Source organism: Brevibacillus humidisoli (genome assembly GCF_020923435.1).
GTDB classification, from domain to species: Bacteria; Bacillota; Bacilli; order Brevibacillales; family Brevibacillaceae; genus Brevibacillus_E; species Brevibacillus_E humidisoli.
Window position 1 is genome coordinate 1,802,746 of record NZ_CP087263.1, and the last position, 25,894, is coordinate 1,828,639.

The 25,894-nt window shown below is 51.9% G+C and carries 26 protein-coding genes and 1 pseudogene; 21 read left to right on the forward strand and 6 right to left on the reverse strand.

Features of this window, described 5'->3' with window-relative positions; genetic code table 11:
* Positions 1 to 24: 24 nt before the first annotated feature.
* Entirely contained in the window at positions 25 to 282 is a 258-nt protein-coding gene (locus LOK74_RS08925; RefSeq protein WP_230046289.1) for a hypothetical protein, read from the reverse strand.
* 117 nt (positions 283 to 399) lie between these two features.
* Here LOK74_RS08925 and LOK74_RS08930 point away from each other — a divergent pair, with 117 nt between their 5' ends.
* From LOK74_RS08930 to LOK74_RS08945, 4 genes are all read left to right on the forward strand, one after another.
* A complete protein-coding gene (locus LOK74_RS08930) occupies positions 400 to 783 on the forward strand; it encodes an MFS transporter (RefSeq protein WP_230046290.1) in 384 nt (127 codons plus the stop codon).
* A 123-nt stretch (positions 784 to 906) separates the two neighbouring features.
* Positions 907 to 2,475, forward strand: coding sequence for an acyl-CoA synthetase (locus LOK74_RS08935; RefSeq protein WP_230046291.1), 1,569 nt, complete (start codon positions 907 to 909; stop codon positions 2,473 to 2,475).
* Positions 2,476 to 2,571: 96 nt separating this feature from the next.
* On the forward strand, positions 2,572 to 2,739 hold the full coding sequence (locus LOK74_RS08940) for a DinB family protein (protein WP_230046292.1): 168 nt from the start codon (positions 2,572 to 2,574) through the stop codon (positions 2,737 to 2,739).
* A 198-nt stretch (positions 2,740 to 2,937) separates the two neighbouring features.
* On the forward strand, positions 2,938 to 3,093 hold the full coding sequence (locus LOK74_RS08945; RefSeq protein ID WP_230046293.1) for a DinB family protein: 156 nt from the start codon (positions 2,938 to 2,940) through the stop codon (positions 3,091 to 3,093).
* A 109-nt stretch (positions 3,094 to 3,202) separates the two neighbouring features.
* On the opposite strand, the gene LOK74_RS08950 is transcribed toward LOK74_RS08945, so the two are convergent.
* Complete coding sequence (locus LOK74_RS08950; RefSeq protein ID WP_230046294.1) at positions 3,203 to 4,141, reverse strand: hypothetical protein; 939 nt, start codon at positions 4,139 to 4,141, stop codon at positions 3,203 to 3,205.
* Positions 4,142 to 4,403: 262 nt separating this feature from the next.
* Here LOK74_RS08950 and LOK74_RS08955 point away from each other — a divergent pair, with 262 nt between their 5' ends.
* Both LOK74_RS08955 and LOK74_RS08960 read left to right on the forward strand, forming a co-directional pair.
* The gene (locus LOK74_RS08955) at positions 4,404 to 4,946 is read left to right on the forward strand and encodes a PadR family transcriptional regulator (RefSeq protein ID WP_230046295.1); all 543 of its coding nucleotides are present in this window, start codon (positions 4,404 to 4,406) and stop codon (positions 4,944 to 4,946) included.
* 63 nt (positions 4,947 to 5,009) lie between these two features.
* Complete coding sequence (locus tag LOK74_RS08960; protein ID WP_230046296.1) at positions 5,010 to 6,158, forward strand: MFS transporter; 1,149 nt, start codon at positions 5,010 to 5,012, stop codon at positions 6,156 to 6,158.
* Between the two features lie 39 nt (positions 6,159 to 6,197).
* On the opposite strand, the gene LOK74_RS08965 is transcribed toward LOK74_RS08960, so the two are convergent.
* Genes LOK74_RS08965 through LOK74_RS08975 form a run of 3 tightly spaced genes read right to left on the reverse strand, consistent with a single transcriptional unit; the run spans position 6,198 to position 10,029 of the window.
* On the reverse strand, positions 6,198 to 7,322 hold the full coding sequence (locus tag LOK74_RS08965) for a M20 family metallopeptidase (RefSeq protein WP_230046297.1): 1,125 nt from the start codon (positions 7,320 to 7,322) through the stop codon (positions 6,198 to 6,200).
* Positions 7,319 to 8,662: a helix-turn-helix domain-containing protein gene (locus tag LOK74_RS08970; protein WP_230046298.1), complete on the reverse strand. Its 1,344-nt coding sequence runs from the start codon at positions 8,660 to 8,662 to the stop codon at positions 7,319 to 7,321. The genes LOK74_RS08965 and LOK74_RS08970 overlap by 4 nt, the downstream gene beginning before the upstream one ends.
* Positions 8,663 to 8,697: 35 nt before the next feature.
* The gene (locus LOK74_RS08975) at positions 8,698 to 10,029 is read right to left on the reverse strand and encodes an amidohydrolase (protein WP_230046299.1); all 1,332 of its coding nucleotides are present in this window, start codon (positions 10,027 to 10,029) and stop codon (positions 8,698 to 8,700) included.
* Positions 10,030 to 10,357: 328 nt separating this feature from the next.
* Between LOK74_RS08975 and LOK74_RS08980 the strand changes: the two genes are divergently transcribed.
* The 15 genes and pseudogenes from LOK74_RS08980 (at position 10,358) to LOK74_RS09050 (ending at position 24,285) form a co-directional block, all read left to right on the forward strand.
* A complete protein-coding gene (locus LOK74_RS08980) occupies positions 10,358 to 11,707 on the forward strand; it encodes a M20 family metallopeptidase (RefSeq protein WP_230046300.1) in 1,350 nt (449 codons plus the stop codon).
* A gap of 22 nt (positions 11,708 to 11,729) precedes the next feature.
* Positions 11,730 to 12,932: a M20 metallopeptidase family protein gene (locus LOK74_RS08985; protein WP_230046301.1), complete on the forward strand. Its 1,203-nt coding sequence runs from the start codon at positions 11,730 to 11,732 to the stop codon at positions 12,930 to 12,932.
* A gap of 70 nt (positions 12,933 to 13,002) precedes the next feature.
* Positions 13,003 to 14,559: an ABC transporter substrate-binding protein gene (locus tag LOK74_RS08990; RefSeq protein WP_230046302.1), complete on the forward strand. Its 1,557-nt coding sequence runs from the start codon at positions 13,003 to 13,005 to the stop codon at positions 14,557 to 14,559.
* Between the two features lie 79 nt (positions 14,560 to 14,638).
* The gene (locus LOK74_RS08995) at positions 14,639 to 15,556 is read left to right on the forward strand and encodes an ABC transporter permease (protein ID WP_230046303.1); all 918 of its coding nucleotides are present in this window, start codon (positions 14,639 to 14,641) and stop codon (positions 15,554 to 15,556) included.
* An 18-nt stretch (positions 15,557 to 15,574) separates the two neighbouring features.
* Positions 15,575 to 16,503 (forward strand): annotated as a pseudogene (locus LOK74_RS09000) (ABC transporter permease).
* Positions 16,504 to 16,528: 25 nt separating this feature from the next.
* Positions 16,529 to 17,503 (forward strand): ABC transporter ATP-binding protein, encoded by a 975-nt coding sequence (locus LOK74_RS09005; protein ID WP_230046304.1) that lies wholly within the window; start codon positions 16,529 to 16,531, stop codon positions 17,501 to 17,503.
* The gene (locus tag LOK74_RS09010; protein ID WP_230046305.1) at positions 17,504 to 18,490 is read left to right on the forward strand and encodes an ABC transporter ATP-binding protein; all 987 of its coding nucleotides are present in this window, start codon (positions 17,504 to 17,506) and stop codon (positions 18,488 to 18,490) included.
* Positions 18,491 to 18,937: 447 nt separating this feature from the next.
* Positions 18,938 to 19,264, forward strand: coding sequence for an MGMT family protein (locus LOK74_RS09015; protein ID WP_230046306.1), 327 nt, complete (start codon positions 18,938 to 18,940; stop codon positions 19,262 to 19,264).
* A 167-nt stretch (positions 19,265 to 19,431) separates the two neighbouring features.
* The gene (locus LOK74_RS09020) at positions 19,432 to 20,133 is read left to right on the forward strand and encodes a futalosine hydrolase (protein ID WP_230046307.1); all 702 of its coding nucleotides are present in this window, start codon (positions 19,432 to 19,434) and stop codon (positions 20,131 to 20,133) included.
* Complete coding sequence (locus tag LOK74_RS09025; RefSeq protein ID WP_230046308.1) at positions 20,130 to 20,975, forward strand: 1,4-dihydroxy-6-naphtoate synthase; 846 nt, start codon at positions 20,130 to 20,132, stop codon at positions 20,973 to 20,975. The genes LOK74_RS09020 and LOK74_RS09025 overlap by 4 nt, the downstream gene beginning before the upstream one ends.
* Positions 20,976 to 21,057: 82 nt before the next feature.
* On the forward strand, positions 21,058 to 21,795 hold the full coding sequence (gene nfsA / locus LOK74_RS09030; protein WP_230046309.1) for an oxygen-insensitive NADPH nitroreductase: 738 nt from the start codon (positions 21,058 to 21,060) through the stop codon (positions 21,793 to 21,795).
* Between the two features lie 203 nt (positions 21,796 to 21,998).
* Entirely contained in the window at positions 21,999 to 22,391 is a 393-nt protein-coding gene (locus LOK74_RS09035; protein WP_230046310.1) for a hypothetical protein, read from the forward strand.
* A gap of 28 nt (positions 22,392 to 22,419) precedes the next feature.
* Positions 22,420 to 22,845 carry an SRPBCC family protein gene (locus tag LOK74_RS09040; protein WP_230046311.1) on the forward strand — a complete coding sequence of 142 codons (426 nt, stop codon included), beginning with the start codon at positions 22,420 to 22,422 and terminating at the stop codon, positions 22,843 to 22,845.
* Position 22,846: 1 nt separating this feature from the next.
* The gene (locus LOK74_RS09045) at positions 22,847 to 23,218 is read left to right on the forward strand and encodes an ArsR/SmtB family transcription factor (RefSeq protein WP_230046312.1); all 372 of its coding nucleotides are present in this window, start codon (positions 22,847 to 22,849) and stop codon (positions 23,216 to 23,218) included.
* Between the two features lie 410 nt (positions 23,219 to 23,628).
* On the forward strand, positions 23,629 to 24,285 hold the full coding sequence (locus LOK74_RS09050) for an FMN-dependent NADH-azoreductase (RefSeq protein WP_230046313.1): 657 nt from the start codon (positions 23,629 to 23,631) through the stop codon (positions 24,283 to 24,285).
* A 109-nt stretch (positions 24,286 to 24,394) separates the two neighbouring features.
* Here the strand turns inward: LOK74_RS09050 and LOK74_RS09055 are convergent, their stop codons facing one another.
* Positions 24,395 to 25,801, reverse strand: coding sequence for a sigma-54 interaction domain-containing protein (locus tag LOK74_RS09055; RefSeq protein WP_230046314.1), 1,407 nt, complete (start codon positions 25,799 to 25,801; stop codon positions 24,395 to 24,397).
* Positions 25,802 to 25,894: the final 93 nt, after the last annotated feature.

Consider the following 25,894-nt stretch of genomic DNA (forward strand, 5'->3'; position numbering starts at 1 on the left):
GAATCATGACCATCGTTCTGGTTGCTACTGCTGGTTAGCGGACGATGAGCTCTTATCCAAGAGCGAGATGACCCAGTGACACCAGTCAACCTCTTCTTTTTCCAGCCTGCGTTTTCGTTCAAAGAGCAGGTAGCGTCCAAAGTGTTTCGAGCCGAGCTGCAATAGATCGCCTCCATATTCCCGCTCCATAGTTTCAATCTCTGCATCCCGATACGCAATGCTCTTTTCCATCGATTCCATCCGTTCCAGCAGGAAGCGTCTGGCTTTTTCTGGGTCCGTCAACCAGATCGCATAGATCTTGATGGCGAACTCATCGATTCAGTTGGGTCTTGTTTTTTTCGGTTGGGGTCTTTGTCTGGCCTACGGTTCGGCCGTTCTTTCTCACCAGCTGGAACGGAGATGCATCCTGCTGCACTCGTACGGCTTGGATTGCTCTCTTTTACCGTGATCCTGTTCGGCCTGCTGGTTGTAGACATCGCTTGGCTGCAAATCGCACTCGTTGTTGTTTCCGGTTTGATTGCTGGCGTAAACAATGCCCTGTTTACCAGTCTTGTGATGGAATTGTCCCCGTATGCGCGCGGCATTACCTCGGGAGTGTATAATTTTGTTCGCTGGCTGGGAGCAGCGATTGCTCCCTTGTTGTCTGGAGTGATTGGAGCCAGCCTGTCTCCTCATGCCCCCTATGGAGTGGCGGCACTAATGGCCTTGGTGGGAGTCTGGATCATGTCTGTGAATCATGCCCAAAAGAAACGACAAATCACGCAATCCCAGATGGGGCAGTAACGCAATCTGCACAGGAACATCAAGAAGAGGGCGGGGAAGAGATGCATATAATAAAGTCAGAATTTGCCCATTATACAGACAAATCGTGTATAATAAAAGAAAATTCGGTAGGGAGGAATAGTGATGGGTGAGATTCAGCGGGCACGTCGAAACACGCTAGGCGATATATTGCAGCGGAGCAGAAGACGCTTTCCGAACAAGATGGCCCTCCGATTCGAAGAAGAGGAATTTACATACGAACAATTCGATATGATTGTGAATCAAGCGGCGCAATCGATTATCTCCCACGGATTGCAAAAAGGGCAGCGTGCTGCTGTGCTGTCCCGAAATTCGATGGACTTTGCGATTTTGACCTTCGCCTTGGCCAAGACAGGGGTCATCATGGTCCCGATCAATTACATGCTGAATTCGGATGATGTGGCGTTCATCCTGGGACATGCGGAAGTTAGTGCTTGCTTTGTGTCGCCGGAGTTTTTATCGACGGCAGAGCAAGCGATCAAACAATCCGGCTGCAAACCTCAATTGCTGTCTATCATCTCCCGACCTGCCATACAGCAGGGTGAGTGGCAGCCATTCCGCGAGATGATCCAACACGCTGGCCCACAAGCCCCGGAAGTGGAACTGGATGACGATGATGTGGTAAACATTCTCTATACGAGTGGAACGGAATCGAAGCCAAAAGGCGTCATGCTGACACACAAAAACGTGATTTCCGAATACGTCAGTACAATCATTGATGGGGGAATGAGTGAAGACGATATAGCGGTGCATGCCTTGCCTCTATTTCACAGTGCACAGCTGCACTGTTTCTTAGGACCTTACATCTATTTGGGTGGAAGCGGTATCATACTGGAGCAGGCCACACCCGATCTGATGATGGAGACGGTTGAACGCTACCAGGCAACCCAGTTGTTTTGTCCGCCGACGGTCTGGATTGCTCTGCTCCGTTCACCCGGATTTGCTACTCGGGATCTGTCTTCCTTGAAAAAGTGTTATTATGGAGCGGCCATTATGCCGGTGGAGATTTTAAAAGAATTGAATGTTCGTCTGCCCAATGCAGCATTTTATAATTTTTATGGTCAGACGGAAGTGGCGCCATTGGCTACGGTGCTAAAACCTAACGATCAACTGCGAAAAGCAGGTTCCGCTGGAAAACCATCGCTAAATGTGGAGACCAAGATCGTAGACGATGACGGTGTCGAGGTGCCGCCAGGAACGATTGGGGAAATCGTCCATCGTACGAGTCATGCCATGCTGGGCTATTTTCGCGATGAAGAGAAGACACAGGCGGCATTCAAGGGTGGTTGGTTCCACAGTGGCGATCTCGGTATCATGGATGAAGAAGGTTACATTACCATCGTCGATCGAAAAAAAGACATGATTAAGTCGGGAGGAGAAAATGTAGCCAGCCGAGAAGTAGAAGAGATCATCTATCAAAATCCGAAAGTATCAGAGGTTGCGGTGATCGGCGTACCCCATCCTTACTGGATCGAAGCCGTTACGGCGGTGGTCGTGCCCAAGGCGGGTGAGTCGCTAACAGCAGACGAGATTCTGGCCTTTTGCAAGGAGCGGATCTCCTCGTTTAAGGCACCCAAGTATGCGATCATTGCTGACCAACTGCCCAGAAATCCCAGCGGCAAGATCCTTAAGCGGGAACTGCGTGAACGCTATGGTGTATTGACCAACCAGTAGAGGAGAGCAGCAGGCAGGTTCCGATCAACAAGTGCACCTGCACAGGTGCACTTGTTTTCATGCGTCCTATGCGGCACCAAAAAGGGGGTATCTATCATGAAGCATCATTCCCTGCAGCGATATGACTATCACGTATGGGCAACGCGAAGGGTCTTTCTGCACTTGAGAGAACTACCAGAGGAGATTTATCGCCAGGAAGTTCAGAGTGTTTTCCCGTCTGTCACCGAGACGATCCTTCACATGTATCGGGTGGAGAACGTATAAGTTCTATACTATGTTCGGTGACAGTTACGAGCAAGTAGTAGCTACCATCAATCGACTAACAGTAGAGGGTAAAGAATCCGGCATGGAAAAGATGGAGACAAGATTCCACCAGCTATTTGAACAGTATCGGGACTTTTTCATCGTCAATCGGATATGGTAGCGGTCACGTCTTACCGACATCCCCGTTTTGGAGAGCTTATGACCAGTTATTCTGAGGTCGTCCAACATGTTGTAAACCACGGAACATATCACTGCGGCAATCTAACCGCGATGCTGCGCCAAATGGGTTACGCCGGTGTCCCGACTGATTGCGAGTTCTTTTTATTTGACCAAAATAACAATGGGGATTCATAAGCCCGCTACCGCCGGAAGAATCAATCTGGCAAGTAAGCCATCGTTCGTATAGTACAAGCGGCAAAGGCATTTTGGCCAAGCTGAATGCGTTTGCCGCTCTTCTGTCCTCCTATGCGTTCTCAATCAACGCCGCCGATCGACTGCGCAGTTCCAGTATCTCCGACTCCGCTTTACGGCACTCCGCCTTCAGGTGGTTGACAATGCGCTCTATGTGCGAGTATTTCTCGTCAACCTGCTGCAGTGATTCCGATATACGTCCTTGTACGATCCAGTCAGAGATCAAACCATCAAAGAAGTAATCGGCAAAGGTGAGCAGTCCGCCAATCTCGATCTGAACAGAGACGTCCCGCCTCACATCGTTGCATTCTTTTTCAAACTGCCGCAGGCTTCTTTGGGCCGCGTGTATCGCTTCGCGAGCCTCGTCGATCCTGCTGTGCTTGATCGCAGTGGAGATCATCCCACCGCCAAGCATGTCCCAGGTGCCCCAGCTTTTTGCTGAATGGAGCCGTTCTCGAGCTTGATCCAAGGCGCTCAGAACCGAGTGCCCGGCAGAAACGGCTTCTTGCAGCTCGCGTAGATTAGCTAGAACCTCTGTCTCCTGCTCACTCAGTTCATCCAATTGGCCGGCCAACGCAGGGTGTCGCTGCTGTATCAGTTGCTCCTTTTCCGCCAGTAGTGATTCAATCTCCCGCTTTACATCGCCTAATTGCAACAGCTTTTGCTCCAATTCGGTCCTCTCCTGCTCCAGATCCTGCACTGTTTGAACAGCTTCTTCATACTTCAACTTCGCCTGCAGCAGTTCTTCCGTTTCTTTGGACAGCTTGTCCTCTTTTTTACCAATCAAGCTGAAAAAGAGAGCGCCAAAAGATAGACCCGTGAGTCGGTCAACATCTTTTTGCTCCTTGAGCAGTTGATGGTGCCATTGATCACGGACCGCCTCCTCCTGTTTCAGTTCTTCCTTCAACTGCTGCAATCGCTGGGACCAATTGAACTGGTGCCGTAGTGCGATCTTCATCTCAGCCAGCTGGTTGTTTAGCTCTTGAAACACCGATACCACTCCTTTTGCCAAGCTTGATGATCCAACGATATATCCGATCACACATGGTAATTCCCCGATGAAAGACCGAACAACACGTATATCTTCTTTACGAACAGGAACGGAGAATGTTTCATGAGTGGGAGCCAACGTCCAAAGTCTGAACCGAAATGTGCTAGAGTGGCATCTTTTTTGTTGCACTAGATGTCATAAAGGCATATCATTTATATCGGTACGACATATCGGTTCGATATATGTGAATGAGGGTGTAGTAATGTATGACTTGTTTGTCCTAGGTGAGTTGATGACAGAGGGTACGCACGGATATGTGCTGCAAGAGCGGCTCACGCATGCCGTTGGACCGATCCGGCGAATAAGCTCGGGAACTTTGTATCCGCTGCTCTCCCGGTTCGTGAAGAAGGGATGGATCAGTCTTCAGCTTGGAGGGGAACAGCAGAGAAGGAGGCAGCGAAAAATCTACGAACTGACGACAGCTGGCCGCGAACGCTTCCTGGAATTGATGGCCGAGCCGATACCGATCAGCACGGATGCGGAACTGATGTTTCATTTTAAAATGGCATACTTTCAATATGTGACGAAAGAGGTTCAGCTTGCCTGCCTAAAACAGTATCTGGAGTATCTTCATGTCAATTTGAGGTACGTAAATGCCGAATCACAAATGATCAGAAGCAAACAGATTCCTGAGCAAAAGCGGATACAATTGTTGCGCATGTTTGATCACCGCAGACACGTAGCAGAGGCGGATATCGCGTGGGTGAGGCAGGAGATCGATCGGATCAAAACACCTTCGGACTAAGCTTCCGTCTTGTCAGAGAAAACTTCAACGTCAGAATTCGACGATGGATTGGGAGGGATAGAGGTGGAGCGCCTATGGACAAGACCGTTTATTCAAATGACTGTGGCCATGCTTTTCCTGTTTATGGGGTTTTATTTGCTGGTGCCGACGCTCCCGCTTTTTATCAAACAGTTGGGAGGAACTGAAGCACAGGTCGGATTGGTAATCGGCGTATATACACTGGCCGCCGTGGTGTTCCGTCCGATCGTCGGAGGACTGCTGGATCGTTACGGCAGGCGACCATTTATTCTGTGGGGACTGCTTTTTTTTGCACTGGCCATGTATGTGTACGATTGGATCGGCACCATCTTCATGTTGATGGCGCTACGGGTCATCCACGGTGTCAGCTGGGCGCTTTCCACTACTGCTGTTGGTACGGCGATCACGGATGTTATTCCACCTGCTCGTCGTGGTGAAGGCATGGGCTGGTTCGGCCTGGCCATGACCGTGGCGATGGCAATTGGCCCGATGCTGGGAATCTGGACCATCGAGAATCATTCGTTTCACAGTTTGTTCCTGGTAGGTGCCGGCTTTTCCATTATAGCCCTGCTTTTAGCCTATTTGACGAACATCCCGTTTCAGGCGAAACCCACCGGAGGGCGAATCCAATTGATCGAGCAATCGGTTTTGTCCGTTACAGTGGCTATCTTTTTTCTATCCGTCGCCTATGGAGGGATTACCACCTTTTTGCCGCTGTTTGCAGAATCGATCAAGGTAAATGCCGGCACATTTTTTTTCGTATACGCTGTGGCACTCACCTTGATCCGCCCCATCGCCGGAAAACATTCGGATCGGTACGGGGAACCATTTGTGATCGCGCCAGCGCTTCTGATTACGATCGCAAGCCTGCTGGTTTTGAGCTTCTCTAACGGGTTGATTGGCGTGATCGTGGCAGCCATTATGTACGGTGTGGGATTCGGGTCGGCACAGCCAGCCCTGCAAGCGGCCACGCTGCGTCTCGCTCCTCCGGATCGGAAAGGGGTTGCCAATGCTTCTTTCTTTACCGCATTTGACTTAGGCATCGGACTTGGCTCCATCATACTCGGCTGGGTGTCACAGTACACGGGATATCAGGTGATGTTTGTCGTGACAGCCGTATCGGTAGCCGTTTCCTTATTGATTTTCACCGTGTTTGTCAGGCGTTTGTTGCGATATGAGGCATCGGCAGAATAATCTGCAAGCGACAGGGCCTACAACGGGTTGCGACTATATCTACAATCGTGTGAGCAGTGTGGTGAACAGCGCTGTCCGCTGAGGAAGCTGGTCGATCAGGATGTGTTCGTGCTCAGCGTGTGGTCCGTCGCCCATCGCTCCCAGGCCATCCAAAGTGGGGATGCCCAGAGCAGCAGTAAAGTTTCCATCGCTTCCGCCGCCGACAGAAGCTTCCGCAACCTGAAAGCCCAGCTCTTTGGCGCATCCGGCAGCCAGTTGGAACAACCGCTCTGTTGCCGCAGTTCGCTCCATCGGAGGGCGTTCCATACCACCCGTCACCTCTAGGGAGACGTCGGCTGCCTGCGGCTTTAATCCGCGTATCAGCTCTGTCATTCGCTCCCCTTCAGCGCTGCTGGATACACGGACATCAATGTACGCCTCGGCCTGTTCGGCCACCACGTTGGTGCGGGTGCCGCCGCGTGCGATGCCGACGTTAACCGTGGTTCCTGCCGCGTAATTCGTCAGGCCGTGGAGATAGAGGATTTGGCGGGCCAGTTCCTCCACGGCACTGATGCCCTGCTCGTGATGATTGCCGGCGTGAGAAGCTCTTCCTTTGATTCTCAGCAGAAACTGTCCCACCCCTTTACGAGCAGTTTTCAATGCCCCGCTATTGGCAACCGGCGGCTCGGGTACCAGCACAACGGCACTATTTCGAGCTTCCTGTTCGATATAAGGACGACTGGTTTCGCTGCCGATCTCCTCATCGGTGGTGCATAGAAAGACGATTTTTTTGTCCATGGGCCGCCCGCGTTCGCGACAAGCCTTGATCGCCCACAAAGCTTGGATGATGCCCGCTTTCATATCGAAGATGCCAGGTCCATAGGCTCGATTTCCTTCCACACGGTACGTCAGCCTGCCTACGTCCCATACCGTATCAAAATGGGCGATGATGAGAATCTGCTCCGCCCCCTCTCCGCAGACGAAACGAAGATGATTCCCTGTCGTCGTTTGTGGGATCACTTCAGCCTCAACCCCCAGATGCTGCCGAAACAATGATTGCAGTACAACCCCACACTGATCGACGAGCCGCTTGTCGTGGGAGGGGGATTCAGCTACAACCAACCGCTCTAAATCGTCAATCATCTGTTGCTGGTTCACCTTGCAAAAAGAGAGCAGATCTGTCATCCCAACACATCCTTGTCTTGTTCATTCCCCCGGTTGGGGGTAGGGGTGATGCGAAACATTTTGCGGGGGCGGCCGCGGCTGGCAGGACTCTCCTCGCCAATCAGCTGTGCGAGGTTATGCTGCTCTAAATCGGCGAGAATCCGGCGAGCATTGCGTTGAGTCATACCCAGCCATTCCGCGACATCGATCGCTGTGATCGAATGACTGCCGAGACTGTTTTGCAACGAGAGAATCTTGCTGTATGTAGTAAGGGATACACCGGCTTGCTTTACCTTCTCGGCCAACTCCATATCTTCCGTTCGGTAGTGGAAGGCGATGCTGTCCGTCCGCTGCAGCGGACCTTTGATCAAGCCCTCATCGTTGACTAAGACGGCACAAAAGCCTCCCATTTTTTTGGCATGCAGCAGAGCAAGTCGGGCATTTCGTTCTGCGGCAAGGGCAGTCACGCCAAACCCGATCCCGATATTGGCGGTCAGACCTGTTAACAAAGAGATCTTGGCCAACAACTCCGTGGTGTGGGCTTGGGCGTCCTCTTCAACCGAGCCTCGGGTGGAAAATAGAATAAAGCTGCCATTGCCAAGCGATACAAATGAGCCGGATTGCTTCTCTGCATAGTGCAGGATCGTTTCCTGCAGCTTCAAATCGAGCCGCCGCACTTCGTACGTATTCTGCTTTTCTCCGATCAAGCTGTCGAGACCCTCCAGTTCTATCATTTGAACGGCGATTTGCGCTTTCTTAAAGTGGAGAGTTTCTCCTTGCTGACAGGCGAGGCGAAGCATCGAACGAATCGTCATACGGTTATGGCGGATCCGGTAGACAGGGATACCGCGGGCTTGCAACTCCTCGTATACGGCGCGCATACAGGTGGCACAAGCGTCAACCAACCCCTGCTTATAAAGGGTGGTGTGATAGGCGACCAGTTCGTTTGTCGGCTTAAAGTCTCGATAGGAGAGCAAATAGGTACGCTCTGAGGATAGTCCCAGTTCAGAACTCGTCTCATAGAAGTGAGCTTCGCTGATCGTATCGAAGCTGATCCGATCAAGGGATAGGCCATCGCGGTAGACGATTTCCAGCAGCACTTTGGTCAGGCTGGAGCCGTTCAGTTGGGGAACGAACGCCTTCTGCTTCAGCTGGTGTTGTTTGGCAATGGAATAGGGAGCTTGTCCAGAAAACAGCCATACATCCACTTGATGCTCGCCATCCCGGATCAGATCAATGGTTTCCTCCACATCGTTGTAGATAAATGGTACAACTTGCAATTGCTTTTTAAACTCCTGGCCGACCTCGCAGATCAGCTCTACTGAGTCTCTGGGTCCGACTGCACCAACTCTTGTGATCATCCGTTGGTCCCTCCGCGGTATTTCGTCTGGGATCATCAATCGGTTGCGGCTTGTCCGTCTTGGCGCTCAAGCTGCGCAGCGTGCAAAGCACACAAGGACAAGGTTTTGACGGCGATCCCCAACACCTTTTCATCAATGTCAAACGTTTCTTTGTGGTGCCCTGCCGCCAGTGTCGTACCGAAGTATACGTAGCTGGCCAAGCCGCCATTTTGCTGTACACGTGCCATCATCGTGGTGGCGTCCTCCGAACCGCCAGCCTGGGCTAACTCCACAATGGAGTGGATCCCTTCCACTTGAGCGGCCTGGGCCCGGACGAACGGAAAGAGCGCGGGACTGGAGTTGCAGGTTTGCGCTTCCCCGACAATCTCGATCGTTTCTGTAACGTCGTACATCGCAGCCGCACCACGAATGATCCGTAAAGCACGATCCAGCACATACTGGTTAATTTCTGACGTTTCCCCGCGTGTTTCCAGTTTGAGCTGAGCCGAAGCAGGGACAATATTGCGGCCGCTGCCCGCTTGCAGCACACCCACATTGATCCGGGAGGAACCTGCACTGTGCCGGGCGATGCCATGCAGGTTCAACGCAGCGGTTGCAGCGGCCAACAGCGCGTTTTTCCCTTCTTCCGGACTGCCTCCGGCGTGGGCAGCCGCCCCCGTATAGGAAACGTTCAGTTTTGTCGTTGCCAAATATCCATTGGCGCCGCAAACCACTTCACCGAGTGGGTGGTTAACCCCCACGTGACTGGCAAAAAAGAGCTGCAGATCGTCAACCACACCAACTGCTACCATTGCTTTGGCCCCGCGTACCCCTTCCTCGGCGGGCTGAAAGATCAGCTTGATTCGTCCAGACAGACGATCTTTGATCTGAGCGAGAGTATGCGCCACCCCTAGACCAATCGTCGTGTGTGCATCGTGTCCGCAAGCGTGCATCATGTTCTCGTTGATGGAGCGAAAGCCCAATGCAGCAGGCAGATGAGACTCATCGGCCGACTCGTGCAAATCAAGAGCGTCCATATCGAAGCGAAAGCCGATCGTCGGACCTGGCCGTCCCGTATCCAGGATGCCGACCACCCCGGTCAAACCGCCCGAAAAATAGGGCAGCCAATTCGGGTCCGCTCCTTGTTCAAGAGCTCTCTGTTCCTCACGAGTGAGCACCTCCTGTGTCGGAACGCCCATCCTGGCGTGCTCGTCAATCACTTCGCGGCCAGCTTGCACAAGATAACCCCAAGAGGCTAAGCGCTGGGCAACCAGACTGGCCGTGCGGAATTCAAGCCAGCCGGTTTCGGCATGCTTGTGAAAATCCCGCCGCCATTGCACAAGGGTAGGGTACAACTGATTAACATGGTGTTGAATATCAGTAGTCATCATAAGCTCCTTTGCTGTTTATGTTTTAGGTCCTATTTAGGAAAATTTCTGAATATCGTAGTTATTTTGACGTCTTACACAAAATTCCTGCTCAAATCCACAAATAATGCCATGTTAGATGCCAGTATAGTACAAGGGACCACCGAGAATCTCGACAGCTTGAAGAACAAATCAGTGCGTATTTTTCGAGATTTAAACCAATAGACAGGATGAACCGAACAAAAAATTCAAAACTTTCTAAATTGGTTGTTGACACATTTTTTACCAATCTCTTATAGTGTTTAAATAACAGCATCTTTTAGGAAATTTTCCGTAAAGGAGGGGTTGGGTGAAGGATATCTATGCGTATGTCGACCGGCATCGAGACAGATATGTGGAGTGGCTACAGGAAATTTGCCGACAGCCAAGTGTTGCCGCGCAAGACAGGGGCATGAAAGAGACAGCGGCCATGGTGGAGAGGTATCTCAAACAGTTGGGCGGGGAGGTTCAGCTCGTGAACACGTCAGGTTTTCCGGTTGTGTACGGATTGTTTGCGGGGGAGAGTGACCGGACGCTCTCTTTTTACAACCATTACGACGTGCAGCCGGAAGATCCGCTTGAATTGTGGGATTCTCCGCCATTTGCCGCAGAGATTCGCGATGGGTATATCTACGCCCGTGGCGTGGCTGATAACAAGGGCAACCTGATCGCACGTCTGGCTGCTGTCGACGCCCTCCTGAATGTGCGTGGCCGCCTGCCGCTGCGAGTCAAATTTATAGTGGAAGGAGAAGAAGAGATTGGCAGCGTACATCTGCCGGAATTCGTGGAGATGAGTCGGGATCTGCTGCAAGCCGATGGATGTCTGTGGGAATTCGGATATAAGAACGCGGATGGTCGTCCGCAGGTCAGCCTAGGTGTAAAGGGAATGTGTTATGTCGAGTTGATTTGTCGGGGAGCCAATACCGATTTGCACTCGGCAAATGCCGCGATCATTGAAAACCCGGCTTGGCGCCTGGTATGGGCCTTGTCTACGCTGAAGACACCTGACGAACGTGTCAGCATCGCCGGCTTCTATGACAAGGTTCGCCCGCTTGCTGACGACGATCGTATCGTGCTGGAGCAGATGATCTACAACGAGGAACATACATTGGAAAAACTGGACCTGTGCTCCTTTTTGCTGCAGTTATCCGGACTTCCGCTAAAAGAGAAACTGATCTTTCAACCAACCTGTACGATCTGCGGGTTTCAATCCGGTTATACCGGCCAGGGAGCGAAGACAGTGCTGCCTGCCGAAGCGCGGGTGAAGCTGGATTTTCGGCTTGTCCCAGACCAAGATCCGCATGACATCATTCAACGGCTGCGACAACACCTGGATCAGCACGGTTTTTCCGACATCGAGATTGACGCATACACTTTGGAACACCCCGCACGTACTCCCCTCGACAATCCTTTGACGCGCTCCGTCGTCGCTACCGCGACGGAAGTGTACGGGATAAGGCCGACGATTATGCCAATGTCGCCGGGGACCGGACCTATGTTCTTGTTGTGCCAGAGCTTGGGCATTCCAGCCGTTTCGGTCGGTGTCGGCCATTTCGCTTCCAACAACCACGCCCCAAACGAAAACATCAAGGTTGACGATTTTATTCAAGGCATTAAACACATAGCAGCCATCATTGAAGACTTTTCACGTCAGTCGTGACTATAGGGAGGGGGGATTTAATGTGGAGGACGTCGCGGCATTGTATCGAAGTTCGGCCATCCTGACTGAAGCAAGTGCACTAAAAGAACAAGTGACCGCCTGGAGGCGCGACTTTCACCGGCATCCGGAACTGGGGTTGGAAGAGGAACGAACCGCTGAGGTGATAGCCGCCCATCTGCGTAGATTGGGTCTTGAGGTGAAACAGGGATTGGCCCGGACAGGCGTGGTGGGAGTGCTGCGGGGAAGCAATCCGGGGAGGACGATTGGGTTGCGCGCAGATATGGATGCCCTGCCGATTCAGGATCAAAAGCAAACCTCCTATCGTTCTACGATCGATGGAAAAATGCACGCCTGTGGGCACGACGCCCACACCAGCATGCTGATGGGAGCAGCGACGTTTCTCGCCAAGATGCGACCACCTGAGAGGGGAAACATCGTATTTGTCTTTCAGCCGGCAGAAGAAAACCACGGAGGAGCACGCCTGATGATCGAAGACGGTTTGCTCCGCGATTACGGGATTGAGGCGATGGCCGGTCTGCACGTATTTCCAGGTGTGCCTACAGGAGAGATTACTGCCGTTAGAGGTGTAAGCTGTGCAGCGGCAGATACGCTATTCATCAGGATCATTGGCAGCGGCGGTCATGCCGCTCGGCCGCATCAATCGGTTGACGCCGTTGCTGTCGCGGCCCAAGTCATCACCGCTCTACAGCATATCACAAGCCGTCAGGTTGACCCACTCGATTCAGTGGTCATTACCATAGGCAAGATTGAGGGAGGAACTGCCAGCAACGTGATCGCCCCTGAAGTCAACCTATGGGGCACGGTTCGAACGCTCAACCCTGCCCTGCGAGAACAGCTTCCCCAGCAGATCGAACGGATGGTCAAAGGCGTGACGGAAGCTAATGGCGCCGCCTATGAACTGGAGTACCAACAGGGCTATCCGTCTGTGGTCAATGACGTCTCGATGATTGACCTGCTGCTGGAGGTGGCGGATGACGTGCTGGGGAGGGGAAAGTATCGCATGGACAGACCCTCCATGGGCGGCGAAGACTTCTCTTACTATACCCAACATGTTCCAAGCGTTTTTTTCCGGCTTGGTGTAGGAGATGAGCAGCATGCCCGCTATCCACTGCACCACCCGATGTTTGATCTTGACGAAGATGCCTTGCCAATCGGTGTAGCCTTGTTGTCGAAGCTGGCACTTACCTACCTCGGCAAGTCGTAACAGATAGTCTGGCAACCGCATCCGCTCTGTTTTTGGGTCCATTTTGAACGATAGAAAAGGGGGCAGGTTCATGAAGCGTGTTTCGATGATCAGTTTGGTCTTTCTGTTGGCGTTGTCCGCCTTGGCGGCAGGCTGCAGCCAGCCAGCGGGCAACAGCAGTCAAGCGGATGGGCAGGGAATGGACGACGGAGAAAAGGTCCTGACGATTGCCAGCGGAAATGATATCGTCGGCTTTGATATCCACGATCACAACAATACATCGACGGAAGCTGTCCACGTCAATATGTTCAATTACCTAGTGCGAAAGGATGCCAACCAGCAGATCCAACCTGATTTAGCTGTTTCCTGGGAAACCGTGAATGAGACAACATGGCGTTTTCAACTCCGGGAGGGGGTCGCGTTTCACAATGGGGATCCGTTTACCGCTGCCGACGTGAAGTTTACATTGGAGCGTGTGGCTGGCGACAACAAGCTGTTGGAATATGGCAACTACAAACAGATCAAAGAAGTGAAAGTGGTAGACGAACATACTGTAGACATTATCACCCACGCACCAGAACCCGTGTTGCTCAACCGCCTGTCCCGACTGGGCTCAGGTATGCTGCCGTCCACCTACATCGAGGAAAACGGGTGGGATCACTTTCTATCCCAGCCTGTGGGCACTGGCCCTTACAAGTTTTCAGAGTGGATTCGCGATGATCGGCTGATTCTGGTGAAGAACGATCAATACTTTGGCGATCAGCCAAAATGGGACAAACTGATTTTCCGTTCCATTCCGGAGGACGCGACTCGTGTTGCGGAACTGTTAACTGGCGGGGTGGATCTAGCCGTCAACATCCCGCCTAGCGATTTGCAGCGGATTGAGGAGAATCAGGGAACCCATACTGTGCAGGGATCGACACAACGCGTCATGCTGTTGGCCGTTCGTATGACGGACGGTGCGGTCACCGCCGATCACCGCGTCCGAGAAGCGATTGATCTAGCTATCGACGAGCAGGCGATCGTCCGGAACATATTGGCGGGCGGCGGGACGCCAACCCGAACCCGGGTCACCCCCGGCAACTTCGGGGGCCATCCTGATTTGTATGATACATCTCTGTACGACCCGGAACGGGCAAAAAAACTGCTGGCAGAGGCGGGCTATGCAAGCGGACTGGAACTGACGCTGAGTGCTCCCAGCGGGCGCTACCTGAAGGATAAGGAAACAGCCGAGTTGATCATGGCGATGCTGGGAGAAGTAGGCATCAAAGCCAACCTGGAACTGCTGGAATGGAGCAGTTTTAGTTCCCGCTACAAGTCCAAGACATTTCATGAACTGTTTATGATCGCCTACGGCAACTCGATGTTTGACGCTTCCTTGGCGTTTGACCGTCTATTCTCCGAACGGGCAAAAGGGGAAACGGACTACAACAATGAGGAAGTAGATGCGCTGTTAACGGAGGCCGAACAAAATATGAATCCAGCGGAACGGGAGAAGCAGTACCAGCGGGCTCAGGAAATCGTGGCCGACGAGCGTCCCCAGATCTATTTGTTCCAGATGGATGCCAACTATGGGGTGAGTGACCGGATTCGTTTTCAGCCGCGACTCGACGAGATGCTGTTAGCCGACGAGATCAGCCTGCAGTAGGTATAAACGTTGTCATCTCTGGAGATAGGGCGTTGTACTGCGCTCCTTTTTACACAGACCATTTCGGAGGTGAAGCAGGGTGAAGAGGTACCTGGTAAAAGCGCTGCTGCAGCTAGTTCCGGTCATGTTTCTGATTACGCTCATCGTCTTTGTGTTGGTTCACGTGACGGGTGATCCGGTCGATTTGATGCTGGCTGATACGGCTACTGACGAAGATCGGCGAATTCTGACACAAGCTCTTGGTCTGGATCAGCCGCTGCACGTCCAGTACGTCCGATTTATGTCCAATCTGCTGCAAGGCGATTTTGGCCAATCGTTTCGCTACGATCAACCCGCTCTGCCCATTGTCTTGGAGCGGTTGCCAGCCAGTTTTGAACTGGCGATCGCGTCGATGATTGTCGCTACCGTTATCTCTATCCCGCTTGGCATCCTCTCGGCAACCAAGCGTAACAGCATATTTGATCTGTTTATCACTGGGGGGGCCGTACTGGGCAAGGCGATGCCTAATTTTTGGCTGGGAATTATGCTGATCCTGATGCTTTCCGTCGAACTTGGCGCCTTTCCCGTCTCCGGACGTGGTTCGCTTTTTCACCTGGTTCTTCCCGCCTTGACGCTGGGGACTGGCATTGCCGCTGAGATGACTCGTCTGATCCGCTCCAGCATGCTGGAAATTCTCGGACAGGAATACATCCGCACAGCGCGCAGCAAAGGTCTGCGAGAAGCGATTGTGATCAATAAACACGCCTTTCGCAACGCGTTGATCCCGGTCGTCACCATCATGGCCCTGCAGACCTCCACTTTGATCGGTGGCACCTTGATCACCGAAACGATCTTTTCTTGGCCGGGCATGGGGCAGTTGGTGATTCAGGCAGTCAACACACGCGATATGGCCATTGTACAGGCGGCTGTATTTGTGATTGCCCTATTAGTGATCGCAAGCAATCTAATGGCTGATCTGGTATATCGCTATCTCGATCCGCGCATCAAATACGACTGAGCGAGGGGGGAGCAAACAATGTCGGCAACGACGGAAACGCAAACGGGTGTGACCGATTGCCAACCGGCCGCAGCGCCGCATCGCGGTTGGCGGGTGCCGGTTCGCCAACTCTGGAAAAGCAAAACGGGCAGCTTAGGATTGCTGATTATCATCGGGGCCATGTTGATGTCGCTTTCTGCCGATTGGCTTGCCCCATATGACCCGGTCCAAACAAATGCGGCCAAACGACTTACGCCGCCGATGTGGCTGGAGGGGGGGCGGCTCAGTTTCCCTTAGGGACGGACAATCTGGGCAGAGACGTACTGAGCAGGATCATCTACGGGTCGCAGGTCTCTTTGCTGGTTGGCATTTGTGCTGTTGTCGTTGCGGGTATCATCGGTGTGATTCTCGGGCTTGTTTCCGGTTATTACGGGGGATGGATCGACCATCTGATCATGCGGATCGTCGATGCCTTTCTAGCTATTCCCAACATCCTGTTTATGCTGGTAGTCCTGACGATAATGGGGCCTAGCTTGCCAACATTGATCCTCGTGTTGGGGATCACCAACTGGGTGACCTATGCGCGGATCGTGCGTTCAGAAGTGTTAAGCATCAAGGAACGTGACTATGTCAGGGCCGCCCGTTCGGTTGGCGCAAAAGATGTGCGGATTATTTTCACTCATATTCTGCCCAATGTTGCCGCTTCCTTTATCGTCGTCTCTACACTTAGCGTGGCTACGACAATTATCTTGGAAGCCTCCCTGAGTTTCTTAGGTTTGGGGATTCAGCCGCCGACTGTTTCGTGGGGCGGGATGCTGAGCGATGGCAGGCAGTATTTGGCTACCAGTTGGTGGGTAGCCACTTTCCCCGGCATTGCCATCACCGTCACGGTACTCGGTATCATCTTCTTGGGGGACTGGCTGCGCGACATTCTGGACCCACGCCTGAAATCAGGAATGTCCAGATAGACCGAACAGAGAGGAGGGACATGTGGTGGGAGCAATCCTACTGCAGGTTTCAAACCTGCGAACCATTTTCAAAACGGAGGCGGGGATTGTACCATCTGTAAATGATGTCACCTTTTCGATCGCAAAAGGAGAGATATTGGCGATCGTAGGCGAATCGGGCTGCGGGAAAAGCGTCACCTCGCTATCCATCATGGGACTCGTCTCTTCTCCTGGAGAGGTGACGGAGGGAGAAATCCTGTTTGACGGCACTAATCTGCTTCGTCTGCGCAAGCGAGAGATGCGCAAACTACGGGGCAGGAGACTCTCGATGATCTTCCAGGAGCCGATGAGCTCTTTAAACCCGGTCTTTTCGATTGGCAGCCAGTTGGGGGAAGTGTTTCGCCTTCATCAGAGGCTGGATAAACGACAAGCACGGCTGCGCAGTATTGAGATGTTGGCTCAGGTGGGTATTGCCCATCCGGAATCGGTCGTCGATTCGTTTCCTCATCAACTCTCCGGAGGCATGCGGCAGCGGGTCATGATCGCCATGGCACTGGCTTGCAACCCTGATTTACTGATTGCTGACGAGCCGACGACCGCTCTTGATGTTACGATCCAGGCCCAGATCCTCCACCTGTTGAAACAGCAAAACAGCCAGACTGCCACCAGCATGATCCTGATCACTCACGACCTAGGTGTCGTGGCAGAGATGGCGCACCGCGTCCTCGTCATGTATGCCGGAGAAGTGGTGGAGGAAGCTTCCGTGTACCAGCTGTTTGCGAATCCTCGTCATCCGTATACAAAAGGACTGCTGTCCTCTCTGCCCAGACTAGATGAACAGCGGGATCAATTGGACGCGATTCCTGGCACCGTCCCTCATCCACTGGCGATGCCGCAGGGCTGCACTTTTCACCCACGCTGCCCGCTGGCTGCCAAGTCATGCAGAGAGCAGAAGCCGGAGCTGACCGATGCTGCGCCAGCTCATCGGGTGCGTTGCTTTTTTGCCGGAGGAGGGGTGTAAGTGAATCGGCAACAAGAGTTTGTGGAACCACTGCTCGAAGTAAAAGGGTTAGCAAAACACTTTCCCGTCAAACGGGGGATATTCTCGCGAAAGATGGGCTATGTGCGGGCAGTGGACGGTGTCGATTTTGCCGTTCGTCGAGGAGAAACGCTGGGAATTGTGGGGGAATCAGGGTGCGGCAAGTCGACAACTGGACAAATGGTACTGCAGTTATTGGAACCGACAGCAGGGGAGATTTGGTTCGAAGGGAACAATCTGCGAACGCTGGGCAAGGAACAGCTTCGTCAGGTACGGCGCAACTTGCAGATGATCTTCCAAGACCCGTTCTCGTCGCTAAATCCGCGGATGAGGGTGGAAAATATTGTTGCCGAGCCCTTAAAGGTGCACGGTTTGTACAAGGGAAGAGAACTGCGGGAGCAGGTGGCCGAATTGCTTCGATTGGTCGGACTGGGTGAACATCACATGAGTCGTCACCCACATGAATTTAGTGGCGGGCAGCGGCAGCGGGTCGGCATAGCCAGAGCATTGGCACTCAGACCAAAATTGATCGTCTGTGACGAGCCGGTATCAGCGCTAGATGTCTCGATTCAGTCGCAAATCCTCAATCTGCTAAAAACATTGCAAAGAGAACGACAGCTTACGTATCTATTTATCGCCCATGGGCTCCCAGCGGTCAAGCACATTAGTGACCGAATCGCGGTGATGTATCTGGGGAAAATAGTCGAATTGGCAGATCGCGACAAACTGTTTGCCACCCCTAAACATCCTTATACCCAAGCATTGCTCTCGGCGGTTCCGATCCCGGACCCTACCCAGCGAGGAGAACGAATCATCCTGCAGGGAGACCTGCCTCATCCGGCCAATCCGCCGCAAGGCTGCTCCTTTCATACCCGCTGCCCATATGTACAGGCTATATGTCGGGAACAGGCTCCTACTCTTCAACAGCAGGGAGAGGGGCAGATGGCAGCTTGCCACTTTCCGTTGTAGATGAGTTTGCGGACTTCGGCAAGTTCGCGGCCTACTCTGACAGCTAGGGGAGCAGCGCCTTTACGTATGCCCTTGGGGCTGGATGCAGTCGCACTTATGCTGTCCCTGCTTTCAAACGAAACAAGTCCGTCCAAAGAAGAGTTTAAAGACCCTTATCCCTTCTCAATTATAAGCCTCGTCAATGCTGCGATTATAAGAAGTGAACAATTCTGCCACAGCATCCTTCCGCGGAAGGATGCTGTTTTGGTTGTTGTGAGTCCAGCATGGGCGGATAATCGTCGCTTATTCAGCATCATTCATTCTGCCTTTGCTATACTTGACTTTAATATAGCTTATCAGGTCCGAATGCCTTGCCGCTTGGTGACGAGGCAGAGCGGCAACATCGCGTGGGAAGCGATCCCATGTTTGGCGTACGCGAATGATTCAAGACCCTTCGGGAGGTAACGAATGAACCCTTTTACAGAAAAAGTGGTAGAGATCATCAAACAGATACCCGCGGGACGAGTGATGACGTATGGGCAAATCGCAGCACTAGCCGGAAGTCCGAGAGGGGCGAGACAAGTGGTCAGAATTTTGCATGCCATGAGCCGAAAGCACCGTCTTCCCTGGCATCGAGTGATCAATGCCAAGGGGCAGATCGCTCTGCAAGACCCTGACATGCACTCGCTGCAAAAGCTGCTTTTACTCGGAGAAGGGATCGAATTGATGGATGATCGCACTGTTAGCTTAGAACATTATCAATACCATCCGATGGCCGGCAACATGGCAGAATGACTCATGACTACCCTGCAGTGAAATGTTGATTCAACCGCTGCTGCACGTAACCACAGCCCGGAGTTTCAACACATTTAGATCGCACCGCCTCTTTACATGAAAGGGAATTCAGGATACCGTTGAAAAGGATAGACTAGATCCGGATCACCGAAAAAAGGAGTTTTACTGTGAAAAATGATGCAACCCGGAAAACGAGCGGGGCTCCGCTTGATCACCTGACGGCAATCAAGCGAGCGCTTATCGTGACTTCGGTGTCCGCCGAAGCAGATGCGGTCAGACGAGGATTGGGTGACTCTCAGCGGTTTGACGTTCTGGTAGGGGGCGTCGGCCTTGCCGCTGCTGCAGCCAGCACGGCAACTGCGTTGACGTCCGCCCCATATGACTTGGTCGTATGTGCTGGGATCGGCGGCGCTTTTGCGGGCAAGGCGGAAGTCGGCTCGCTTGTTGTCGCTAGCGAAATCGTCGCGGCCGACCTGGGAGCGGAGACCCCGGAAGGCTTCTGCAGTCTGGACAAGCTGGGTTTTGGTTCGACCCGGATTCCCGTCGATGCAAAGCTGGCCAGCAGAGTGACTGAGGAACTGATTAGAGCGGGACTGCCGGTTAGCTTGGGGCCGGTACTAAGTGTCTCCACTGTAACCGGAACCGCTGCAACGGCTGATCAATTAAGCACGCGAATACCCGGTGCGACTGCAGAGGCGATGGAAGGCTATGGCGTAGCAGTGGCGGCGCAAGCACAAGGCGTACCGGTTTTGGAAATAAGAGCGATCTCCAACCCCGTTGGCCCACGCGATCGGACTTCCTGGCGAATAAAAGAAGCGCTTTCCATGTTGGAAGCAGCAAGTTCAGTATTACTGGAGGAATTACCATGAATATCGCTTTTTCTCCCTGTCCCAATGACACCTTTGTCTTCCATGCCTGGGTGCACGGGTTGGTCCCTGGAGCGCCGGCACTGGACGTCACCTACGCAGACATCGATATCACCAACGGTATGGCGACAAGCGGCACCGGCCCGGACGTTCTCAAGATATCATATGCAGCACTGCCATGGGTTCTGTCGGAGTACGCCTTGCTCCCTTGCGGAGGTGCGCTGGGCAGAGGATGCGGCCCACTCGTTTTGACAAATGGTACGACGATCCGCGATCCGAGGGATTTGTCCGGCCGACGGGTCGCTGTTCCCAGTGAACGATCGACAGCTTATTTGCTGTTCCGGCTGTGGGCGGCTCAACACGTGCCGGGAGGCGTCGGTGAGATCGTGATCATGCCGTTTCATCAAATCATGCCAGCCGTGCGGGATGGAGAGATCGACGCTGGGCTTGTCATCCACGAGGCGCGGTTTACCTATCCCTCTTACGGTCTTTACATGCTGACTGACTTGGGCAGTTGGTGGGAAACAGACACCGGACTGCCAATCCCGCTGGGAGCCATCATCGCTCGCCGTTCACTCGACCTGGATGCGATTGCCGGCTGGGTTCGTACCTCTGTCGAGTACGCATGGGCCAACCCGGATGCGTCCAGATCATACGTATTGAACCATGCCCAGGAGATGGACCCAGAAGTGGCACAAGCGCATATCGACTTATACGTCAACTCGTTTACCGCCAACCTGGGTGAAGAAGGGTATGGAGCAGTTGCCGCGCTGCTAGGCAGAGCGGCAGCAGCAGGGCTTGTACCAAGTATAAACCTACCGGAGGCACTATACGCCAAACGATGACCTGGATTATGCCAGATCATTTGTATCCTTTGTCCAATCAGTCGATAATAGTCAGGGATGGATAGAGAAGAGGTGATCGAAGATGAATTCCGTTATCCAATTGATGCAGCAGCACCGCTCCATCAGACGATTTAAACCGGATCAGATTCCTCCTGATCAGGTAGATTTGATCTTGCGCAGTGCACAGTCTGCTTCTACCTCCAGCAATGTACAGGCCTATAGCATCATTGGCGTTACCGATCCGGCGATGAAAAAGGAGTTGGCAATCCTGGTCGGCAACCAACCGTACGTCGAACAGTGCCCGCTGTTTCTGGTCTGGTGTGCCGATCTGCTGAGGCTGCGTCATTCTTGCGAGAGGGAGCAGGTGGAGATGGTTCACGGCACGATGGAAAACTTCATCGTCGCTACTGTCGATGTGGCGCTGGCAGCACAAAATGCGGCCATCGCCGCAGAGTCTTTGGGCCTAGGCATCGTCTATATCGGCGGTATCCGCAACCACCCCCGCGAAGTGTCTCGCTTGCTGCAGATCCCGGAACTGGTTTATCCGGTATTTGGGATGTGTCTCGGCTATCCCGATCAAGACCCGGATCGGAGACCGCGGCTTCCTCTCGAAGCGGTGTACCATCAAAACGTCTATTCCACTCAGCGCTTTGATCAGGCGATTGAGGAGTATAATACAGTGATGCGAGAATATTACCGCCACCGCACGGGAGGAAAGCGGGATACGACATGGTCTCAGGAGATGAGCGAAAAGTTTAGACAAGCAACACGGCAGCATATGCGCTCCTTTTTAGAGGAACAAGGATATGGGTTCGAGTGAGCCCACATCCCTGTTCTTTTTTAATGCCTACCAATACCACGCCTGCTTTGGTCCAACCGTCATTTCAAGAAAAAAAGGGATCAGCAGCAACAAAAGGAAAAAACAATTCAGTCATCGAACAGAACTTGACACGCAACCGATTGGTTTCGTATAATGCAAAACGAAACTGATCGGTTTCATTACAGCAAGAAGGGAATGATCCCATGTCAGCAGAGTTGTTGAAAAAAATGCATTATAAGTCAGGTCGAGCTGTTGTTCTGAATGCACCTGACGGATATCGATTAGGTATTGAAACCGATGAGGTATTCGGTGATGAAACAGACGGGAAGTATGATTTTGTCCAACTTTTTGTAAACAACGCGGCGGAAGTTGAGAAATGGCTGCCCAAGGTGATTGGGATGCTAAACGAGGATGCCGTATTCTGGATCACATATCCAAAGCAAAGTACCAAGATCAAGACCGATATCAACCGGGACAGTCTTGCTCAGATGGTGCAGAATCAATCACCATACAGAGCCGTCAGTAATGTAGCGGTTAACGAAAAGTGGTCAGCCTTGCGCTTCCGTCCCCAGGACAAAGCGAAAGCAAGAAAGTAAATCGATTACGGACTGCGAGGGATGAAAGATGGAAAACAAAAACCAACATACACTGCCGGACATCCGGCAAACCACTGTATTCAATGCTCCCATCGAGAAAGTATGGGCGGCTGTTGCCACATCGGAAGGCATCGCTGCTTGGTTCATGCCGAATGACTTTCAACCTGTACTCGGCCATGAATTCCACCTTAACGCGGGTCCATATGGCAAGTCACCCTGCAAAGTGACCGAAATCGATCCGCCCAATCGCCTCTCCTTTAACTGGGATAAAGATTGGACCATTACCTTTGAATTAAAGGATCTTGATGGAAAAACGGAATTTACCCTGATTCACTCAGGTTGGGATCCGGACAAGGTGACGGAATTCGGGGAGACTCACCAGATTGTACGTGACCGGATGGACCAGGGCTGGGTTGGTCTTGTCAAGAAGTTGGGCGCCTACGTAGAGGCTTGAGATGGCTGCTGCACTGAAACATGACGTTTTCCAAGCGATCGCCGATCCTACCCGCCGCAAGCTGCTGAGATTGCTGGGAGATCAGGAGATGCCTGTCACAGTGATCAGCAACCACTTCCCGATGAGCCGGACGGCTGTGTCCAAGCACCTCCGCATTCTGTCAGAGGCCGGGCTCGTCAAACAACGGAAAGTGGGGCGGGAGACACGGTACCGGCTTGAACCGGAACCGCTGCAGGAGTTAAAGCGATGGCTCGCTTACTATGAACGGTTTTGGGAAAATAAAATTACTGCACTTAGGCGCTATGTGGAGACCGACGACCTGGAGGAATCATCAGGACCTTTGCAAGTAGTTGAACAGAAGCAAGAGGACTAATATCCGGAACACAGGTATACAAGAGCAAGCAACAATTGAGTTGAAAAGACCAGATTATGACTTGTACATCCAAGTCATAATCTGGTCTTTTTTTGTTGGACAGCGTCTCAACACACTCGGCAAGGGAAGCTCCTTTTTCATTTGGTTGTGACTAAAAATACCTTCTCAGGTGAAAATAAGGGTACTGGTTGAGAAGGGTTGTTTGTATACGGTCAAGATATTCCCTTGCAGGACGTTGTAACAGCAGAGACCTCTGTTGTCTCACGCAATGATGCGGGAGGTCACGAAAAGAAAGAGTTTATGTACATGCATGGGAAAGAAATCCCTCTTGAGAATATCACAGATTGACAAAGATGCGGACGCAGCTGTGAGCGAAGCGGAATAACTACTTAGAGAGGGATGGGATAGCAATGGCGAAGGTTTTGTATATTACAGCGAATCCAAAATCGGAGGAACAGTCCTATAGTCTTTCGGTAGGAAGAGCGTTCCTCGAAGCTTACCGTGCAGAAAGCCCAAACGATCAACTGATTGAACTGGATCTGTATCAGACAGAGATTCCCGATATCGATACCGATGTATTTAGCGGCTGGGGAAAACTGCAGCAGGGTAAAGCTTTTGAGGAACTGTCAGCAGACGAAAAGTCCAAAGTAGCGAGAATTAACGAACTGACAGAGCAGTTCATCTCTGCGGACAAATATGTTTTTGTAACCCCGATGTGGAACTTCAGTGTACCACCCAGGATGAAGAAGTATATTGATACCATCTGTATTGCAGGAAAAACGTTCAAGTATACCGCTGAAGGCTCAGTTGGTCTTTTGACTGATAAAAAGGCTGTTCACATCCAAGCGCGTGGCGGTGTGTATTCGGAAGGTCCTGCGATAGAGTTCGAGTTTGGCGATCGCTACATTCGTGCCATTTTTTCGTTTATCGGGATAACGGACGCTGAATCGATTATCGTGGAAGGTATGGCCCAAATGCCGGATAAAGCGGAAACGATTAAGCAAAATGCCATTGCACAAGCCAAAGAGGTAGCCAAGCGTTTTGCTCGAGAGAAGGCAAAAGTGTAGCGGTTGATCACGTCCATCGCAAGGTTGTTGCCATACATGGCGATCGCCGAATTCCACAGTCCCCTTTGGTGCTACAATCGAGTGGGGGCTGCCGGTAACCGACAGCCTCCTATAACCCGAGCTTTTGTTTTTTGCGAACCAAAGTGGATATATCGATATTTAGCTTGTCAGCGCATTCTTTCATTGTCCTTGATTTGGCTAGTGCTTGTCTGATGTAATCCCGCTCAAACTGCAAGACTGCCTGCTTGAGGGCAAGCGGCTGATCAAACAAGTGCTGAAACTGTGAGGAAAAGGATGTATCCCTGTTTTGTCGCGCAGAGTAATGCAGGACATCACTTTGAATGCGGGAATGGTCGCTCATATGATACGCTCGTTCAACCATGTTCTTCAATTCTCGAATATTCCCAGGCCAGTTGTACGCAATCCACTTTTCCAGTTCATGCGCACCCATACTTTTTTTCTCTCCGTATTTCTGCTCTAATTTATCGAGGAAATAAAAGATCAGCGCAGCAATATCATCCTTTCGTTGCCTCAGCGGGGGGATAGTCAAAGATAACACATTTAATCGGTAATACAAATCATGCCGAAATCTCTTCTTTTCGACACGTTGTTCCAAATCGACATTGGTCGCCGCGATAATCCTCATATCAACCTCAATCGTCTCAACACCGCCCAACCTGCGAATCTTCTGTTCCTGCAAAACATTTAATAACTTCACCTGCAGTGCATAAGGTAGATCACCGATTTCATCCAAAAAAATGGTCCCTTTATCGGCCAATTCAAAGAGACCCTCTTTCGGTCGGTTGGCACCGGTAAACGCTCCTTTTTCGTAGCCGAACAGTTCAGACTCCAAGAGATGATCGGGAATAGCTCCACAGTTTATTTTGACAAAGGAACCAACTCGTCCGCTTTGCTGATGGATATAATGAGCAAGCACGTCTTTTCCTACCCCAGACTCCCCAAGGAGGAGGATAGGCGAATCGTTTTTGGCAAATCGAGCAGCTAGAGACGTAATCGTGTGCATTTCCTTGCTGCGGTAAACGAATTGCTGGGAGGACTGATAGTCTCCCTGTATCTGCAGCAAAACCTCCTGAAACTTGGAGTTCATCTGTCTTGTCTGCTCTAATTCCCGTTGAAGGCGGTTCAGTTCGGTAATGTCTCGGACATTGGAAACGACGCACACCAGTTTTTGATCCTCAAAAATCGGAGATGAAGTGAGAATCGCCTTTTTTCCGTTGTAGTAATCAATAATTGTGTCATGTGGCTTTAAGGTGCGGATCGTCACCGCTGCGCAGGAGTTTGGCACGGCATCCATCTCGACTAGCTCGAACACACTGTATTTCCACAGCAGCTCTTCAGGAATGCCGGAGATTTCGAGAAAGGAATGGTTAAACAGCAGTGTATGCCCCTGATCATCACAAATATAGAGCCCGTCGGAGGAGATATTAAAGATGGAATGAAAGAAAGCGGCGATCTCTTCCGTTGATTTGCTTTGAAAATAATGAGAGGTTTTCATCAGTAGCTACACCTCATCTTTTTTATGCATTTTTGCAAATATTATTTGTATTCTAACATATGCATAAATACATATAAACCTACTGTTTCCTGC